General features: G+C 60.9%; 19 protein-coding genes. 12 read left to right on the top strand and 7 right to left on the bottom strand.

The window, feature by feature from the left end:
• Positions 1-40: 40 nt before the first annotated feature.
• The 6 genes from ACFWYE_RS19760 (at position 41) to ACFWYE_RS19735 (ending at position 4,145) form a co-directional block, all read left to right on the top strand.
• Entirely contained in the window at positions 41-1,228 is a 1,188-nt protein-coding gene (locus ACFWYE_RS19760) for a cell wall hydrolase (RefSeq protein ID WP_379062157.1), read from the top strand.
• A 228-nt stretch (positions 1,229-1,456) separates the two neighbouring features.
• Positions 1,457-1,846 (top strand): AtpZ/AtpI family protein, encoded by a 390-nt coding sequence (locus ACFWYE_RS19755; RefSeq protein ID WP_379113720.1) that lies wholly within the window; start codon positions 1,457-1,459, stop codon positions 1,844-1,846.
• A gap of 68 nt (positions 1,847-1,914) precedes the next feature.
• The gene (locus ACFWYE_RS19750) at positions 1,915-2,679 is read left to right on the top strand and encodes a F0F1 ATP synthase subunit A (protein WP_379062151.1); all 765 of its coding nucleotides are present in this window, start codon (positions 1,915-1,917) and stop codon (positions 2,677-2,679) included.
• Positions 2,680-2,743: 64 nt separating this feature from the next.
• A complete protein-coding gene (locus ACFWYE_RS19745; RefSeq protein WP_006206606.1) occupies positions 2,744-2,968 on the top strand; it encodes a F0F1 ATP synthase subunit C in 225 nt (74 codons plus the stop codon).
• Positions 2,969-3,042: 74 nt separating this feature from the next.
• A complete protein-coding gene (locus ACFWYE_RS19740) occupies positions 3,043-3,642 on the top strand; it encodes a F0F1 ATP synthase subunit B (protein WP_379113718.1) in 600 nt (199 codons plus the stop codon).
• 11 nt (positions 3,643-3,653) lie between these two features.
• A complete protein-coding gene (locus ACFWYE_RS19735) occupies positions 3,654-4,145 on the top strand; it encodes a F0F1 ATP synthase subunit B (protein ID WP_379113717.1) in 492 nt (163 codons plus the stop codon).
• Between the two features lie 100 nt (positions 4,146-4,245).
• Here the strand turns inward: ACFWYE_RS19735 and ACFWYE_RS19730 are convergent, their stop codons facing one another.
• On the bottom strand, positions 4,246-4,917 hold the full coding sequence (locus ACFWYE_RS19730; protein ID WP_379113716.1) for a ribonuclease HII: 672 nt from the start codon (positions 4,915-4,917) through the stop codon (positions 4,246-4,248).
• 171 nt (positions 4,918-5,088) lie between these two features.
• A complete protein-coding gene (locus ACFWYE_RS19725) occupies positions 5,089-6,243 on the bottom strand; it encodes a PA0069 family radical SAM protein (protein WP_379062142.1) in 1,155 nt (384 codons plus the stop codon).
• A gap of 187 nt (positions 6,244-6,430) precedes the next feature.
• On the opposite strand from ACFWYE_RS19725, the gene ACFWYE_RS19720 reads away from it, so the two are divergent.
• On the top strand, positions 6,431-6,895 hold the full coding sequence (locus ACFWYE_RS19720) for a glycosyl transferase family 2 (RefSeq protein ID WP_379062140.1): 465 nt from the start codon (positions 6,431-6,433) through the stop codon (positions 6,893-6,895).
• A gap of 8 nt (positions 6,896-6,903) precedes the next feature.
• Here ACFWYE_RS19720 and ACFWYE_RS19715 read toward each other — a convergent pair whose 3' ends face one another.
• Positions 6,904-7,932: a substrate-binding domain-containing protein gene (locus ACFWYE_RS19715; protein WP_379062138.1), complete on the bottom strand. Its 1,029-nt coding sequence runs from the start codon at positions 7,930-7,932 to the stop codon at positions 6,904-6,906.
• Positions 7,933-8,276: 344 nt separating this feature from the next.
• Here ACFWYE_RS19715 and ACFWYE_RS19710 point away from each other — a divergent pair, with 344 nt between their 5' ends.
• The 5 genes from ACFWYE_RS19710 to ACFWYE_RS19690 all read left to right on the top strand — a co-directional run bounded on the left by ACFWYE_RS19710 (position 8,277) and on the right by ACFWYE_RS19690 (position 14,885).
• A complete protein-coding gene (locus ACFWYE_RS19710; RefSeq protein WP_379062136.1) occupies positions 8,277-9,635 on the top strand; it encodes an ABC transporter substrate-binding protein in 1,359 nt (452 codons plus the stop codon).
• 262 nt (positions 9,636-9,897) lie between these two features.
• Positions 9,898-10,905: a carbohydrate ABC transporter permease gene (locus ACFWYE_RS19705; RefSeq protein WP_379113714.1), complete on the top strand. Its 1,008-nt coding sequence runs from the start codon at positions 9,898-9,900 to the stop codon at positions 10,903-10,905.
• A gap of 1 nt (position 10,906) precedes the next feature.
• Positions 10,907-12,073: a carbohydrate ABC transporter permease gene (locus ACFWYE_RS19700; RefSeq protein ID WP_379113712.1), complete on the top strand. Its 1,167-nt coding sequence runs from the start codon at positions 10,907-10,909 to the stop codon at positions 12,071-12,073.
• A gap of 23 nt (positions 12,074-12,096) precedes the next feature.
• On the top strand, positions 12,097-13,746 hold the full coding sequence (locus ACFWYE_RS19695; protein ID WP_379113939.1) for an alpha-glucosidase: 1,650 nt from the start codon (positions 12,097-12,099) through the stop codon (positions 13,744-13,746).
• A gap of 26 nt (positions 13,747-13,772) precedes the next feature.
• Positions 13,773-14,885: an ABC transporter ATP-binding protein gene (locus tag ACFWYE_RS19690; protein ID WP_379062129.1), complete on the top strand. Its 1,113-nt coding sequence runs from the start codon at positions 13,773-13,775 to the stop codon at positions 14,883-14,885.
• A gap of 72 nt (positions 14,886-14,957) precedes the next feature.
• Here ACFWYE_RS19690 and ACFWYE_RS19685 read toward each other — a convergent pair whose 3' ends face one another.
• From ACFWYE_RS19685 to ACFWYE_RS19670, 4 genes are all read right to left on the bottom strand, one after another.
• On the bottom strand, positions 14,958-15,608 hold the full coding sequence (locus ACFWYE_RS19685) for a dihydrofolate reductase family protein (protein WP_379113710.1): 651 nt from the start codon (positions 15,606-15,608) through the stop codon (positions 14,958-14,960).
• Positions 15,609-15,777: 169 nt separating this feature from the next.
• Positions 15,778-16,026 carry a DUF680 domain-containing protein gene (locus tag ACFWYE_RS19680; protein WP_379062123.1) on the bottom strand — a complete coding sequence of 83 codons (249 nt, stop codon included), beginning with the start codon at positions 16,024-16,026 and terminating at the stop codon, positions 15,778-15,780.
• A 407-nt stretch (positions 16,027-16,433) separates the two neighbouring features.
• Complete coding sequence (locus ACFWYE_RS19675; RefSeq protein ID WP_379062121.1) at positions 16,434-16,640, bottom strand: DUF680 domain-containing protein; 207 nt, start codon at positions 16,638-16,640, stop codon at positions 16,434-16,436.
• 46 nt (positions 16,641-16,686) lie between these two features.
• The coding region (locus tag ACFWYE_RS19670; RefSeq protein ID WP_379113708.1) for a hypothetical protein at positions 16,687-16,878 on the bottom strand (192 nt) is incomplete at its 5' end.

The raw sequence follows: 16,878 nt of genomic DNA, 5'->3' as shown, positions 1-16,878 counted from the left end.
TGTTTTCCAGTGGCTTTTGATCAGCGTCCTGGAGAGTTCCGTGCATCGACGAATCGCAAAGCGGCTTCTTGCCGCCGCCGGTGACCGCAAAAGCTCCCTCCTGCCTCCACTCGCCGTTGGTCTTGGTATCTGGATCGGTTTTCCCACCGCGGTTGCCTATCAGGACATGACCAGCCTGATCTCCGGCCTCGAATCCTCAAATGCCCGCTGGAACGCCTATGTGCAGAAGGCCGCCGCCGGCTCCATCCATGCGGCCGAATTGCCCTTCGTCGACAAGGATGCCGTCACCGGGTCGCTCGCCGGCTCGGGCGTTCAATTGCCCGGTATCGGCACCGTCGCTTTCAGCGGTAAGGTCGCCAAGACCGGAGAAGTTTCCGACGAAGGCCGTGTGCAACGCGCGGACAAGAAGGGCCGCATCGTCAAGATCGCTCCCGTCGCGCCGCCGAAGAACTTTTCCGCCGGCTCTATTTTCCAGCGCACGTCCTCGCTGCTGCGGCCGAGTCTGGACAGTGGGTTGAAACTCGCCTTCGCCAAGCCCGACATCAAGGGCAAGGAAGTCCAGATCGCTTCGGCTTTCCACCTGCGTGAAGAAAAGAAGAAGGATGACGGCGTGCCGACGATGCTGGCAAGCCTCGTCAACAACAACAACGCCGATGTCCTTGCCACTGCTTACGCGCCTGCCGAGCCAGACTACGCAAAGGCATCGCCTTTCGAGGCGCTGTTGCAGGATGAAAAGCCGGCCGGCGGACGTTTCATCCCACCGCTGGGCAAAGGCGACCATGCCTGGATGCAGACCCCATTGCCGGCTTCGGTATTCTCGCAGCCTGAGCAGAAATGCCTCGCCAACGGGATCTATTTCGAGGCGCGCAGCGAATCGCTGCGCGGCCAGGCCGCCGTCGCCCAGGTCATCCTCAACCGCGTCCGCAATCCGGCCTATCCGAAGTCGATCTGCGGCGTCGTCTACCAGAATGACGACTGGCTGAACCGCTGCCAGTTCTCCTTCGCCTGCGACGGTCGTCGCAAGCGCATCACGGAGCCGCAGAACTACAAGGTTGCGCAGGAAATCGGCATGGCCGTCACCGCCGGCAAGATCTTCCTGCCTGAAGTCGGTTCCTCGACTCATTATTACGCCGCCTATGTGAGCCCTGGCTGGGCGCGTGCGATGAAGAAGATGACCAGGATCGGCCTGCACATCTTCTATCGCACCTATGGCGGCGGCTGGAGCTGACCGCAGCACACCCGAGTTGGGCTCGGTCGAAGGGGTGGATTCTCTCCCTTGCCTGTCCACTTCATGCCGGGCACGATGTCGCACTTGCTTAACTGATTGATTTAGCAGCAGAAAATACTTGCCGACAAAGCTTCCCCCTCGGCTTGACGGGGGGATGGCCTCTAACTATGTTGCCCGCGACTTGAAAGCGGGCGAACGGCGACGTTTTGGCCGGGTAGGGAGGTTACGATGGCCGATAAGCCAGACGGAACCGGACGGACAGGCGGCGACGGCAAGCCGGGCTTTCACGACGATGATCTTGAGCGCCGCCGGCGCGCCCTTGAAGCAGGTCTTGCGACAAGGCATCCGGGCAGGGGCCAGGGGGAAGAAGCAGCGAATGCCGGTCGTACCAGCGGGTATGGTCAGGCTTTCAAGCTATCGAGCGAGTTCATTGCCGGCATTGCCGTCGGCACCGGGCTTGGCTGGATGATCGATCGTCTGGCGGGTTCATCGCCCTGGGGGTTGATCGTCGGCTTGCTGCTCGGCTTCGGAGCCGGCATATTGAATGTGCTGCGCTCTGCGGGATCTATCGCCGAGTTCGGACAGGGCGGAAAAGGCCCGGACGAACCGAAGAAATGAAATGCGGCCTCGTACCGAAGCCGGCATGAACGCAAAAAGCCTGAAGTGGCTTTCGAGAGGGTTAGAAAGTGGCAGCAGCTGACAAGGTCGATCCGATCCATCAGTTCCACATCAACAACATCGTTCCGCTTAACATCGGCGGCTATGATGTTTCCTTCACCAATTCCGCGCTGTTCATGGTCGTCACCGTGGTGCTGGCGTCGGGTTTCCTTCTCCTGACCACCTCGGGACGTGCGCTGATCCCGACCCGCCTGCAGTCGGTGTCGGAAATGTCCTATGAATTCGTCGCCTCGATGCTGCGCGATTCAGCCGGCTCGCACGGCATGAAGTTCTTCCCGCTGGTGTTCTCGCTGTTCATGTTCGTGCTGACCGCGAACCTGCTCGGCCTGTTCCCTTACTTCTTCACCGTCACCACCCACATCATCGTCACCTTCGCGCTGGCCGCGCTGGTGATCGGAACCGTGATCCTCTACGGTTTCTACAAGCATGGCTTCGGCTTCCTGAAGCTGTTCGTTCCTAGCGGTGTGCCTGGTGTTCTGCTGCCGCTGGTGGTTGCGATCGAGGTCATCTCGTTCCTCTCGCGCCCGATCAGCCTCTCCGTCCGTCTTTTCGCCAACATGCTGGCCGGTCACATCACGCTCAAGGTCTTCGCCGGTTTCGTGGTGACCCTGACTTCGATGGGTGCCGTCGGCATTGCCGGTGCGGTGCTGCCGCTGATCATGACGGTCGCCATCACCGCGCTCGAAATCCTGGTCGCTTTCCTACAGGCCTACGTCTTCGCGGTGTTGACCTGCATGTATCTCAACGACGCCGTCCATCCGGGCGGACACTGACGAATACCCGGCGCAACCCGCCGGCCAATCCAAGTAATCCAGATTCATCAAGGAGTTAATTGAAATGGACGCTGAAGCCGCAAAGTACATCGGTGCTGGTATCGCTTGCCTGGGCATGGGCGGCGCAGGCATCGGCCTCGGCAACATCTTCGGCAGCTACCTGGCTGGCGCTCTGCGTAACCCGTCGGCTGCTGACGGCCAGTTCGGCCGCCTGATTTTCGGCTTCGCCGTGACGGAAGCTCTGGGCATCTTCTCGCTGCTCATCGCCCTTCTGGCGCTGTTCGGCTGATACAGACCTGATGCCGGCCGGTGGCTGTTCTGCTGCCGGCCTGACTTTCGGGCAAGAATGACAGGAACCACGAGATGTTCGTGACACCAGCCTATGCTGAAGAGGCCGCGCCTGCCGCTGCCGGCGACCATGCCGCGCAAGGCCAGACGCACGCCGGCACTGAAGTGCCAGCCGAAGGCGGCCATGGCGGAAATACCTTCCCGCCTTTCAATCCAGCCACCTTCTCCTCGCAGCTGTTCTGGCTGGTGATCACCTTCGGCCTGTTCTACATCTTCCTGAAGAAGGTCGTGATGCCGCGTCTCGGCGGCATTCTTGAAGTGCGCTCCAACCGCATCGCTCAGGATCTCGACCAGGCGGCCAAGCTGAAAGGCGAGGCGGATGCCGCGGTTGCTGCTTATGAGCAGGAGCTGGCGGAGGCCAAGGCCAACGCCAACACGATCGGCCAGAAGTCCCGCGACGAAGCCAAGGCGGAAGCTGAGACGGCTCGCAAGAGTGTCGAAGCCGGCCTCGAGAAGAAGCTGGCCGAAGCCGAAGAGCGCATCACCGCGATCAAGACAAGCGCCATGAAGGATGTCGGCTCGATCGCCGAGACGACCGCCACCGCCATTCTCGACAGCCTGGTCGGCAAGTCCGACAAGGCCGAAGTGGCTGCCGCTGTCAAAGCCGCTCGCTGAGGAGAACCGTCATGGACGCCACATCTCTCGCGACAGTCTGGGCAACGATTTCGCTGTTCATCCTGCTCGGAGCCATGGTCTATCTCAAGGTTCCGGGTACGCTGGCGAAGTCGCTCGACAGCCGCGCCGACAAGATCCGCTCCGAACTGGACGAAGCCCGCAAGCTGCGCGAAGAAGCGCAGGCGCTGCTGGCCGAATACCAGAAGAAGCGCAAGGAAGCCGAGAAGGAAGCCGCCGACATCGTCGAGGCGGCCAAGCGCGAGGCCAAGGCCTTTGCCGAGGAAGCGCACAAGAAGACCGAGGATTATGTCTCGCGTCGTACCGCGGTTGCCGAGCAGAAGATCGGCCAGGCCGAGCGCGAGGCGATTGCCGAGGTTCGCGCCAGCGCGGTCGACCTGGCGGTTGAGGCTGCCCGCACCGTTCTCGCAGGCAAGGTCGACGCCAAGGCTGCTGCCGATCTGTTCAAGAGCTCGCTTCAGGACGTGAAGTCCAAGCTCAACTGAGCCGTCCACTCGATGGATATTTAAAAAGCCGCTGGGGAAACCCGGCGGCTTTTTTCATGTCGTTGGAATGCTTTCAAAGCATGCCATTCCAAATGAGTGTTCAGTCTTCAACTGCTACAGCATCGAGACGAAATGGCGCAAAGGAGATCCGGTGCAGCCGCTGCAGCGGGCCGTGTGCCGCGATAGCCGAGCGATGACGCGCCGTGGCGTAACCCATATGCACCTCGAAGCCATAATGCTCATGGCGACGACCGCAGCCGGTCATCATGCGGTCGCGCATCACCTTGGCGACGATCGAAGCGGCCGCGATCGACTGCGAGCGTTGATCTCCCTTGATCAGCGCACGGCCCTCGCAGGGCAGGCCTGGAGGAATGTCGCGGCCGTCGGCCAGCGCCAGCTTTGGCTGTAGTGAAAGCCCGTTGAGCGATCTCCGCATCGCTTCCAGGCTCGCGCGCAGGATGTTGGAGCCGTCGATGCCCTCGGCACAGATCGAGGCCATGCCGATTGCCTGCGCCTTGGCCAGGATCACTTCGAACAGTGCCTCGCGCTGCGGCAGTGTCAGCCGTTTTGAATCATCCAGGCCTTCGGGAATGTCGTCGGGATTGAGCACCACCGCGGCAGCGACAACAGGACCTGCGAGTGGCCCGCGTCCCGCCTCGTCCATGCCCGCAACCGGCCACAGGCCTTGCGCAATGGCCTTCTTCTCGATCGAGAAGTCCGGCTTTTCGACGATTTCGAACAAGAGCGGAGAATCAGGACGCATACGAGCCATAATACGGCGAAGACTCGCACCCGTCCCGATTCTCCGCAAGCCCTCAGGCCAGCCGGGGTAGCTGGCGGAGGGCACCGTCTGACGGCCGGGGGACAGGGCCGGACGGGATCCTGGCCCCGAGCACATGTATCAGTGCCCGGGAGAGCGGCAGGGCGAGCCTGCCATCGTGGTCTACAGCAGCGTCAGCTGCTCGAACGGACGCGCGGCCGGAACGAACTGGTCCGTCCTCAATTGCCGGCGCTCGAGATTGAAACCGAGCCGCTTGGCGGCGATCTCGAAACGCCGGCCGATCTGCCAGGCATAGGGGCCGGCACCCTTCATGCGCTTGCCCCATTCCGAATCGTAGTCCTTGCCGTCGCGCATCGACCGGATCAGCGACATCACGTGCCGGTAGCGATCGGGATAGTGACGCAGCAGCCAATCCTTGAAGATCGGGCTGACTTCCAGAGGCAGCCGCAGCACCACGTATCCGGCCTCCCGTGCACCGGCGGCATAGGCGGAATCGAGAATGCGCTCGATCTCGGGGTCAGTGAGGCCGGGAACGATCGGCGCCACCATCACGGAGGCAGGGATGCCGGCGTCCGACAATTGCCGGATGGCTTCCAGCCGCTTCGTCGGTGTCGATGCGCGCGGCTCCATGGTGCGGGCGAGCATGCGATCCAGCGTCGTCACGGACAGCGCGACCTTGGCCAGGCCACGCTCGGCCATGCGGGACAGTATGTCGATGTCGCGTGTCACCAGTGCAGATTTGGTGACGATGCCGACAGGATGGCCGCGGGCTTCCAGCACTTCCAGGACTTCGCGCATGATCCGGTACTGCCGTTCGATCGGCTGGTACGGATCGGTATTTGTGCCGATGGCGATTGTGCGTGGCTGGTAGCCCTCCTTCGACAGTTCCTTGTCGAGCAGGCGTGCTGCGTCCGGCTTGGCAAACAGCTTGGCCTCGAAGTCGAGCCCGGCCGAAAGACCCATGAAGGCGTGCGTCGGCCGTGCAAAACAATAGACACAGCCATGCTCACAGCCTCGATAGGGGTTGATCGACCGATCGAAGGAGATGTCGGGCGATTCATTTCGCGTGATGATGGTGCGCGGCTTCTCCACCTGCACCTCGGTCTTGAACGGCGGCAACTCCTCGAGTGACTCCCAGCCGTCGTCGAAGACATGGCGGCTGACCGGCTCGAAGCGCCCCGAGGGGTTGATGCCGGCCGAGCGGCCGCGATTGCGCTCGGGGCGCACGCGCATTCCGCTCTGGTCAAGGATGGCATTCGCCATCTCTGCCCTTCCTGCGCCGAAAGCGGCAATGTCGGCACGCACAACCTGTTCCATCTTGGCTCTTTCCCAGGGGCTCTCTGCAGGGCGTCGAATCGCTGTCCTCATGAAATTATTCCTATCTCTGTTTTGAGAACAAATCAAGAACTCTGATGGATGAAGGTGGCTGGCGCCGATCGTGGCTTTCCGCTATTCGGCAGGAATGCTCAGTGTTCTGATCGAAACGCGAAACAACGAAGAGGGCTTGGCGCGCACCCTGGCGTCGCTGGTCGGCGGTGTCGTCGAAGGCATGGTGCGCGAAGTGATCGTCTGCGATCTCGGCTCGACCGATCAGACCGCCAAGGTGGCCGAGCACGCGGGCTGCCGCCATCTGACAGCTGGCGGCATCGGCGCCGGCATCGCCGCGGCGAAGGGCGACTGGTTGCTGTTCCTGGAGCCGGGGGCGAGGCTCGTCGAGGGCTGGGCAGATGTCGTCGCCGACCATATCGCGCACTCTGGCAAGCCGGCACGGTTTTCATCGGCTCGCGGCGCTCGCTCGCACTGGATCAGGAGGTTGTTTTCGCGGCGGAATGCCGTTGCCAACGGCCTTGTCATCAGTCGCAAACAGGCGGCGGCATCACAGCTCGCGGCAAACGGGGCGCAGGCGCTTGCCGCCAGCGTGCGCGCCGCGTCGTTGCCGGCGGATATCTGGCCGGCTCCCGGGCGCTAGAGCCAGGGTCACGTACCGGCTGGCGCGCCGGCGATCGATCCCCTGACAACGAGGTCGACGGGCCAGACCTCGCCGCGCGCGCCATCCTCCAGGCCGGACAGTCGCGCGATCAGCCGCTCCGCCACCCTGGCGCCCGCAGCTCGGATCGAGGAGCGGGTCGTCGACAGCGGCACCGAGAAATTCTCCGGCTTCAGCCAGGAGAACACGTCGTCATGCGCAATCAGCGACAGGTCGCCTGGTATGGTGAGACCGAGCTCACGAACCGCCCGTGCGATGCCCAGCGACATGATGAGGCTGGAACACAGGATAGCCGTCGGTGCAGCATCGCCCTCAAGCAGGCGTCGAGCTGCGCGATAGCCATTTTCTTCGGTCATCACGGTCGAAGAGATTCGATGGTCGGGTAAGACGAGACCACTGCCGGATAGCGCGCGCCGCATCCCACGCTCGCGGTGTATTGCGAATGTCTCCCTGTCGTCGCCATTGATCAACGCGATACGCTGGTGGCCGAGCTGTATCAGCAGACGGGTTGCTTCATGGAACGCACCCTCATTATCGATGTCGAGATAGGGGTAGTCGAAATCGAAGCCGTCGCTGCGCCCATGCACCAGGAAGGGCAGGCCGAGCGTGTCGAGCAGGGCGACACGGCTGTCCTGCGGGCGCGGCGAGGAGACATAGACGGCGTCCACCTGCTTGTTGGCCACGATACGTCGATAGGTGGTTTCCTGCTCCTCGGCATCGGCGGGCGACAGCACGAGGTCAAGTTCATGCGCGCGGGCATAGTCGCCCAGTCCGGACAGGAACTCGACGAAATGCGGGTCGATGTCGACAGCCGAACCCGTTGGCAGGACGTAGCCGATCATGCCGGTCTTGCCGGTGGCCAGTCGACGCGCGGAGGGGTTGGGACGATAGCCGTGGCGCTTGGCGGCGTCGACGACCCTCCGGCGTGTTTGCTCATTGACTTCGGGATAGCCATTCAGCGCGCGGCTCACCGTGGTCTGAGACAGCTCCAGCATCTGCGATAGCTGCTTGAGGTTCAATTGCGCCTCCCAAAGCGCTTGGAGAGCCTTCTCGGCCTTGTCGGCCAAGTCTGCAAAGAGGACTACATTAGGTCCAAGTGATGCGGCTTTGAAGCGAATTTGCTGCTGCAATGCCGAAAAACCATGCTGCAATGCGATTTTCACGCCATGTTTCAGTCATTTAAATCGATTAATTGTCGCCACCCTTGACTCTTTCTGGTTTCGGTGGCGAGATGCGTAAAGCCAAAGCGCTTTGAATGCCGGTTTCGGAAGGTTGCAGACCTTTCCGGGCTCGGGCACAGTCAGGTGACGTCGGCGGCGGAATGGAGGTTCCGTCGGTATCCGATCCAGAGGGAGGATTGCAGATGAAGAAGCTTTTGTTGCTGGGCACGGCGTTTGCCGCGCTGGCCCTTGCCGTGCCTGCACACGCCGCCGAGCTGAAATTCAAGCCTGGCGAGGATTCCAAATTCAACTGGGCCAATTACGAGGACCTGAAGAAAGTCGATCTCAAGGGCGAGACGCTGACCGTCTTCGGCCCGTGGCGAGGTCCGGACGAGACGCAGTTCCAGTCCGTCCTGGATTACTTCCGCGAGGCGACCGGAGTGACCATCAATTATTCCTCGTCAGAAAACTACGAACAGCAGATCGTCATCGACACGCAGGCCGGCAGCCCACCCAACATCGCCATTCTTCCGCAGCCGGGTCTTATCCAGGATCTCGCGTCGAAGGGCATGCTGACGCCGCTGGACGATGCCACTGCCGCCTATGTGAAGGACAATTACGGCGCCGGCCAAAGCTGGGTCGATCTCGGCACCTACAAGGACAAGGATGGCAACGCCAAGTTCTTTGCCTATCCCTGGAAACAGGACCTGAAATCGATGGTCTGGTACGTGCCGGAGAATTTCGAGGAGAGCGGCTACAAGGTCCCCGAGACCTGGGAAGACATGATGGCTCTTTCCGAAAAGATCATTGCCGACGGCGGTGTACCATGGTGCATCGGTCTCGGCTCCGGCGGTGCCACCGGCTGGCCGGCCACCGACTGGGTCGAAGACATCATGTTGCGCACGGTCAAGCCCGACGTTTATGTCAAGTGGACCAAGAACGAGGTTCCGTTCACCGATCCGCAGGTCGTCAACGCCCTGAAGGTCTTCAACGACATCGTGCAGAACCCGAAAATGGTCGATGGCGGTACCGCCGCGGTCGCGGCGACAGACTTCCGCGATTCACCCAAGGGTCTCTTCAGCGTACCGCCGAAATGCTACATGCACCGCATGGCGTCGTTCATCCCGTCCTTCTTCCCGGAAGGCAAGAAACTTGGCGAAGATGCCGACTTCTTCTACCTGCCGCCGATGGCAGCTCACGCAGACCTCGGCAAGCCGGTGCTGGGCGCAGGCACTTTCGCGATGGTCACCAAGGACTCCAAGGCGGCCCGCGCCTTCATCGAGTTCCTGAAGATGCCACTGTCGCATGAGATCTGGATGGCGCAGTCCGGCTTCCTTTCGGCTCTGAAGACAACGAAGCCGGAAGCTTATGCCAACGACATCCTAAGGCGTGAAGGCGAGGTGCTGCTGAACGCTTCGACCTTCGGTTTCGACGGGTCGGACCTGATGCCCGGCAAGATCGGCGCCGGTTCGTTCTGGACCGGTATGATCGACATGGTCGGCGGCAAGGCTCCCGACGCGGTTGCGGCCGATATCCAGAAGAGCTGGGACGGTATCAAGTAATCCAGGAGTGCGGCCTCCCAAGGCATGCCGGTCCGGGCAAATTGGCCCCGGATCGGCCTGAGGATACGAGGTCGGGGAAGGGGAAACGGCAACGGTCCGGTGGCGTGCCTGCGCTGCCCGGTCTTGGCGCTGGCACAGAGCGTTTCCGCTTTTCGCGGAAACGCGGGAACACTCTGACTGTTGTTTCTACGCAATTCCGGTCGCAAAACCGCTGCGCACTTTTGCTGGAATTGCTCTGGATCCGTAGCGAGGGGAGGAACCCATGGCGGCACAGATCTTTTCGGCCATTCTTGTGATTTTTATCGGCGTCGGCGGCTGCGTCGCCTATTTCTGGGGCGCCAACAAATTTGTCGATCTCATCTTTCCCTCAAGGGGCGTCAGCGGCCAGGCGGCGATCGACAATCTGCGCCGGCAGGGACTGATCCGGCCCTGGCTGTTCATCGGGCCGGCACTGATCCTCCTGGTCACCTATCTCATCTATCCTGTCATCAGCACGCTCATCACCTCGTTCCAGGACAAGTCGGGTCATGGTTTCGTCGGGCTCGCGAACTACCAATGGGCATTCAGCGACGGGCAGTTCCGCAACTCGATCTTCAACAATCTGCTGTGGCTGCTTGTCGTGCCGGCCGCCTGCACCTTCCTCGGCCTTGTCATCGCCGTGCTCACCGACAAGATCTGGTGGGGCACGATCGCCAAATCGCTGATCTTCCTGCCGCTCGCCATCTCCTTTGTCGGCGCGAGCGTGATCTGGAAGTTCATCTACGAATATCGCGGCGAGGGGCAGGTGCAGATCGGCGCACTCAATGCACTCGTGCAGTGGCTCGGTGGTGATCCGCAGGTATGGATCTCGATGCCGTTCTGGAACAACTTCTTCCTGATGATCATCCTGATCTGGATCCAGACCGGTTTCGCCATGGTCATCCTCTCCTCGGCGTTGCGCGGCATCCCGGAGGAGACCATCGAGGCGGCCGTCATCGACGGCGCCAACCCTTTCCAGATATTCTGGAAGATCATGATCCCGCAGATCTGGGGCACGATCATCGTGGTGTGGACCACCATCACCATCCTGGTGCTCAAGGTCTTCGACATCGTGCTGACCATGACCAACGGGCAATGGAACAGCCAGGTGCTCGCCAATCTGATGTTCGACTGGATGTTCCGGGGCGGTGGTGATTTCGGCAAGGGCGCGACCATTGCGGTCATCATCATGATCGCCGTCCTGCCCATCATGATCTGGAACATCCGCCAGGCAAACCGGGAGGGCTTGTGAGATGGCGCAGGCAAGCGGCAAATCGGCGGGTCGGTCTTCCCTTGGCACTTGGGGGGTCCATATCGCTGCACTGCTTTTCGTCGTGGTCTGGACGATCCCGACACTCGGCATTCTGGTCACATCGCTGCGCGACAAGGACCAGATCGTCGGCTCGGGCTGGTGGGCTTCCTTCTTCAGTTCGACGCAGGTGCAGCAGGTGCGCCTGGCCGCGCCTGACAAACAGACCGAGAAGGACGGCAAGTTCATCATCGAAGGCAATGTCTTTGAAAATCCGAGCACCAGCCAGGTTTCGGCTTTCGGTGCCCGCGCCCAGGAGCCGACCAAGTTCCAGGTTGGAACAACGGCCGATCTCGGCGAGGGCGAAACGCTGCAGATCAACGCCGACGGCAGCTACGTGCAATCCTCCACGAAGAAGTTCGAAGGAACGCGCGGCCAGCGCGTCTACTTCTCGTCGACCGTCCCGCCAAGGTTCACGACCGAGAACTATGGCAACGTGCTGACCTCAGAGGGCGTCGGCCGTTCCTTCCTGAATTCGCTGACTGTGACCATTCCCGCGACGATCATCCCGATCATGATTGCCGCTTTCGCCGCTTATGCCCTGGCCTGGATGCGGTTTCCGGGGCGCGCGCTGCTGATCGCCGTCATCATCGGCCTGCTGGTCGTGCCGTTGCAGATGGCGCTCATCCCGTTGCTTGAAATGTACAATGGCGTCGGCAATCTGTTCGGCGTTCCCTCCAAGACTTATCTCGGTATATGGCTTGCGCATACGGGCTTCGGTCTGCCTTTCGCCATCTACCTGCTCAGGAGCTATATCGCCGGCCTGCCGCGCGAGATCATGGAATCGGCTCGCATCGACGGCGCCAGCGATTTCGAGATATTCATGAAGATCGTTCTGCCGCTGTCCTTCCCGGTGCTGGCCTCCTTCGCCATCTTCCAGTTCCTGTGGGTATGGAACGATCTTCTGGTGGCGATGGTTTTCCTGGGGACCGGCTCCAACGAGCTGGTGCTCACCGGCAAGCTCAACGCGCTGTTGGGATCGCGTGGCGGTGACTGGGACATCCTGACGACGTCCGCCTTCATCACGATCATCCTGCCGCTGATCGTGTTTTTCTCATTGCAGCGCTACTTCGTGCGTGGCCTGCTGGCAGGTTCGGTAAAAGGAGGTTGATGGTGAAGCAAGCGGTGCAGCGCATGGCCAAGGCAGCCATGCCGGCGGTCGATCGCGACTGGTGGCGCGGCGCGGTGATCTACCAGATCTATCCGCGCTCCTACCAGGACACGAATGGCGACGGCATAGGCGATCTCAAGGGCATCACCGCCCGGCTTGGCTACATCGCTTCACTGGGGGTGGATGCGATCTGGATATCGCCCTTCTTCAAATCGCCGATGAAGGATTTCGGTTACGACGTCAGCGACTATTGCGACGTCGATCCGATGTTCGGCTCGCTCGCGGATTTCGATGCGCTGGTGGCGGAGGCTCATCGTCTCGGCCTCAAGGTGATGATCGACGAAGTGTTGTCGCACACCGCCGACATCCACCCCTGGTTCGTCGAAAGCCGGTCCAGCCGCAACAATGCGAAGGCGGATTGGTATGTCTGGGCCGACGCCCGACCGGACGGCACGCCACCCAACAACTGGCTGTCGATCTTTGGTGGTTCAGCCTGGCAGTGGGACACCCGCCGCCAGCAATATTACCTGCACAACTTCCTCTCCGAGCAGCCGGACCTGAATTTCCACAACCGGGAGGTCCAGGACGCGCTGCTCGGCATCACCCGTTTCTGGCTGGAGCGCGGCGTCGATGGCTTCCGTCTCGACACGATCAATTTCTATTTCCACAGCGAGGGCCTGGAGAACAATCCGGCGCTTCCGCCGGAAGAGCGCAATGACCAGACCGCGCCGTCGGTGAACCCTTATAACTACCAGGACCACATCTACGACAAGAGCCGGCCGGAAAACCTTGGTTTCCTCGAGCGCTTCCGCTCCCTGCTGGATGAATATCCGGCGGCCGCGGCCGTCGGCGAAGTCGGCGACTCCCAGCGTGGGCTGGAGGTGGTCGCTGCCTACACCGCGGGCGGCAAGCGCGTGCACATGTGCTATTCCTTCGATTTTCTGGCGCCCGAAAAGATCAGTGCCGCCAAAGTGCGCGCCGTGCTCGAAGCCTTCGGCCGTGTCGCCAGCGACGGCTGGTCCTGCTGGGCTTTCTCCAACCACGATGTGGTGCGCCACGCCTCGCGCTGGGCCACCAGCGAGGCTGACCCGGTTGCCTATCTCAAGGTCGTGTCGGCCCTGCTGCTGTCGCTGCGCGGCTCCGCCTGTATCTATCAGGGCGAGGAGCTTGGTCTCGGCGAAGCCAATCTGGCCTTCGAGGACCTTCAGGATCCGTACGGCATCCGGTTCTGGCCGGAATTCAAGGGCCGCGACGGCTGCCGCACGCCCATGGTTTGGGAAGCCGCATCAGCCAATGGCGGTTTCTCGAGCGCCAAGCCATGGCTACCGGTACCGGGCGAACATTTGTCCAAGGCCGTCAATGTCCAGGAAAGCGACAGCACCTCCCTGCTCCAGCACTATCGCCGCTTCCTTGCCTTCCGCCGCGCCCATCCGGCGCTGGCGAAGGGAGACATCGAGTTCGTGCAGGGGCAGGGTGACGTCGTCGTCTTCTCGCGTCAGGAAGGCAATGAACGCATCGTCTGCGCCTTCAATCTCGGCAACAGCATCACCGAAGTGGATCTCGGTGGCGGACGTTCCTTGCAACCTTTGCCGGGGCATGGTTTTTCTTCGCAGTCGGGGACCGGCAAGCTTCGCCTTGGCGGTTATGGAGCCTGGTTCGGGCGTCTTGCCTGAGCCGACAGAACAAAAGGGAGGAAACAATGGCCGATCTGACCCTCAGGCAGGTGAAGAAGTCCTACGGCAACATCCACATTCTTCACGGCATCGACCTCGACATCAAATCGGGCGAGTTCATCGTGTTTGTCGGTCCGTCCGGCTGCGGCAAATCCACTTTGCTGCGTTCCATCGCCGGCCTTGAGGAAATCACCTCGGGCGATTTGAACATCGCCGGCGAGCGGGTCAACGACGTACCGCCGTCGAAGCGTGGCATCGCCATGGTCTTCCAGTCCTACGCGCTCTATCCGCATATGACGGTCTACGACAACATGGCTTTCGGCATGAAGATCGCTGGCGAGAAGAAGGAAGAGATCGACCGCCGCGTCAAGCAGGCCGCGGAGATCCTGCAATTGACCAAATATCTCGACCGTCTGCCCAAGGCGATGTCTGGTGGTCAGCGTCAGCGTGTCGCCATTGGCCGCGCCATCGTTCGCAATCCAAAGGTGTTCCTGTTCGACGAGCCCTTGTCGAACCTCGACGCTGCCCTGCGCGTCGCTACCCGCATCGAGATCGCCAAATTGAAGGAATCGATGCCCAACACCACCATGATCTACGTTACCCACGACCAGGTCGAAGCGATGACGCTGGCCGACCGCATCGTCGTGCTGAAGGACGGCCATATCGAGCAGGTCGGTACCCCGATGGAACTCTACAAGCGGCCGGGCAACCTGTTCGTCGCGCAGTTCATCGGCTCGCCTGCCATGAACATCCTGCCGGCGACGGTTGAAAAGTCGGGAGCTTCGACCTCAATCAGCCATGTCGACGGCCGCAAGGCTTCGGTGCCGATCGCAACGCCGGCCGGCGCGCAGGGGGCGGCAATCTCGTTCGGCGTGCGGCCGGAAGATCTCTCCATCGCCACGGGTTCGGACTACCTGTTCGAAGGCAAGGTCGACTACATTGAACAGCTTGGCGAAGTGCAACTGGTCTATGTCGATATCGGCCGTGGTGACCAGCCGCTTACCGCCAAGTTGCCAGGCAATGTCGAAGTACAGCGGGGCAGCAGCCTGAAGCTCACCGCCAGTGCCGAGGACCTGCATATCTTCGACGCGGATGGTCGCTCGTTCGCTCACTATGAAGCGGCAGCCAAGGCCGCTTGAGGCTGGCCAAAACTACGGACAACAAGAGGGCTGCGCGGCCCTCTTGTATTTTGAACGCCTGACAGGCCGATGTCAGTTGTCGTCTCTGGCGACAGTGAGGTGCGTCGCTTTTTTCGTCAGCACCCGATCGGTGATGCGATAGCCAAGCGCCGCAAGGTCGATATCCGAGAACAGGTTTTCGCCGGAACCCATCAGGAAGGGCGAGACGGCGAGATGCAGGTCGTCGATGAGCCGCGCCTTGAGATATTGCTTCAGCGTCTCTACGCCGCCGCCGATCCGGATATCCTTGCCCGCCGCCGCTTGCCTGGCTTGCACTAGCGCGTCCTCGATGCCGCCAGTGACGAAATGGAAAGTTGTGCCGCCTTCCATTGTGATGGGCGCACGGGGGTGGTGCGTCAGCACGAACACCGGCACGTGATAGGGCGGGTTGTTGCCCCACCAGCCTTTCCAATTTTCGTCCGGCCATGGACCGCGTACGGGCCCGAACATGTTGCGGCCGAGAATCCAGGCACCAAGATTGTCGAAACTGCGCATGGCGAATTCATTGTCGACGTCCTTCAATCCCTCTCGCTGGCCAACCATCTTCTGGAAGGTGTCGGTTTCGAAAAACCATTCATGCAACTTTTCGCCATTCTCACCGAGCGGGTTTTCCAGGCTCTGGTTCGGCCCGGCGCCGTAACCATCCTGCGAAATCGAGAATGCGCGAACCACCAGTTTGGACATCACAAGCTCCTATAACCGATTGTTATTTGCAACTGGTTATACGGTGGCTGATTGTGAAATGCAACTGGTTTTCCTGCGCACCGAAACTCGCCGCAGGTCAAACGGGTTGCGACAAAACAAAAGCGGCGGGCAAGCCCACCGCTTTTCGCATTTCGGATAAAGCCAGCTGTCAGCGGTTGCCGAAATGGTCAACCCGATAGTCGATGGCTGCCTGGTCGGCCTTGTCGGCGGAACTCAGCTTGCCACCACCTAGCCACTCGGCAGCAACACTGTGGGTGGCGATCGAGGCGGTGTGTCCCGTATCGACAGTCGTCGCATAGGGATTCGAGCCGGCATAGGCATCAAAATTGTCGCTACCTGCGAAAGCGGCGCCAGAGGCAACCAGAAGAGCGGCAGCGGTAAGGGCAAGGGTCTTCATTTTCAAACTCCAACGTTCGGGTTTTTTCCGTCCGTCAGCGGCGTGTTTCTTGGGAGGTCATCGCGTCGTTCGGACAAGACATAAATGAAAACAGATGGCCAAAGGTTCCCATCACAAGAATGTTTATCGCGATGTGATGATTGCCTCTTGAAGTTTTGCGTGATCTTCACAGCAACAAGCAAAGATGTTTGTTTTCAAGGGGGTGAGGGGAGGTGAATTTATCCTCGGATAATCCGACACTGCGATGCGCGGAATTTCGTGAGCCGAGTGTCAGATGTTGATAGAAATCGGAGTCTGGTCGGAGATAGTCACAAGAAGACTATTCCAGGTTGCCATATAAACAGAAAAAGCGGCGGGCAAGCCCACCGCTTTTTGAGGCTGGATGCCGGCTGGCGCCGGCTGCCAGATTAGCTGTTGCCGCCGAGACGCGGAGCACCGTCGGTGACCGTCTTCACGGTTTCCTGCGAGGAAGCCGAACCATTCTGGATCGAAGCGGTATAGGAGCTGTCGACGTTCGAATAGGTGTTGTTCGAGCCGTAGTGGTCGCTGCCGTTGGCGAAAGCGGAGCCGGCGGCAACCAGGAGGGCGGCGGCGGTGAGAGCAATGGTCTTCATTTTCGTATCTCCAATTGGGATGATCAGTTGATGTTTCGGTTGGTGATTAGCTGTTGCCGCCGAGACGCGGGGCACCGTCGGTGACCGGCTTCGCGATCGTACCGAAGTCATGCTTGGCAGCGTCAGCCTTGACCGAAGCGGTGTAGGAGCTGTCGACGTTCGAATAGGTGTTGTTCGAGCCGTAGTGGTCGCTGCCGTTGGCGAAAGCGGAGCCGGCGGCAACCAGGAGGGCGGCGGC

The organism is Mesorhizobium sp. NPDC059025, from assembly GCF_042739655.1.
Taxonomy (GTDB): Bacteria; Pseudomonadota; Alphaproteobacteria; order Rhizobiales; family Rhizobiaceae; genus Mesorhizobium.
The sequence above is the reverse complement of the archived record's forward strand: the minus strand, read 5'-3'. Positions and strand labels throughout refer to the sequence as shown.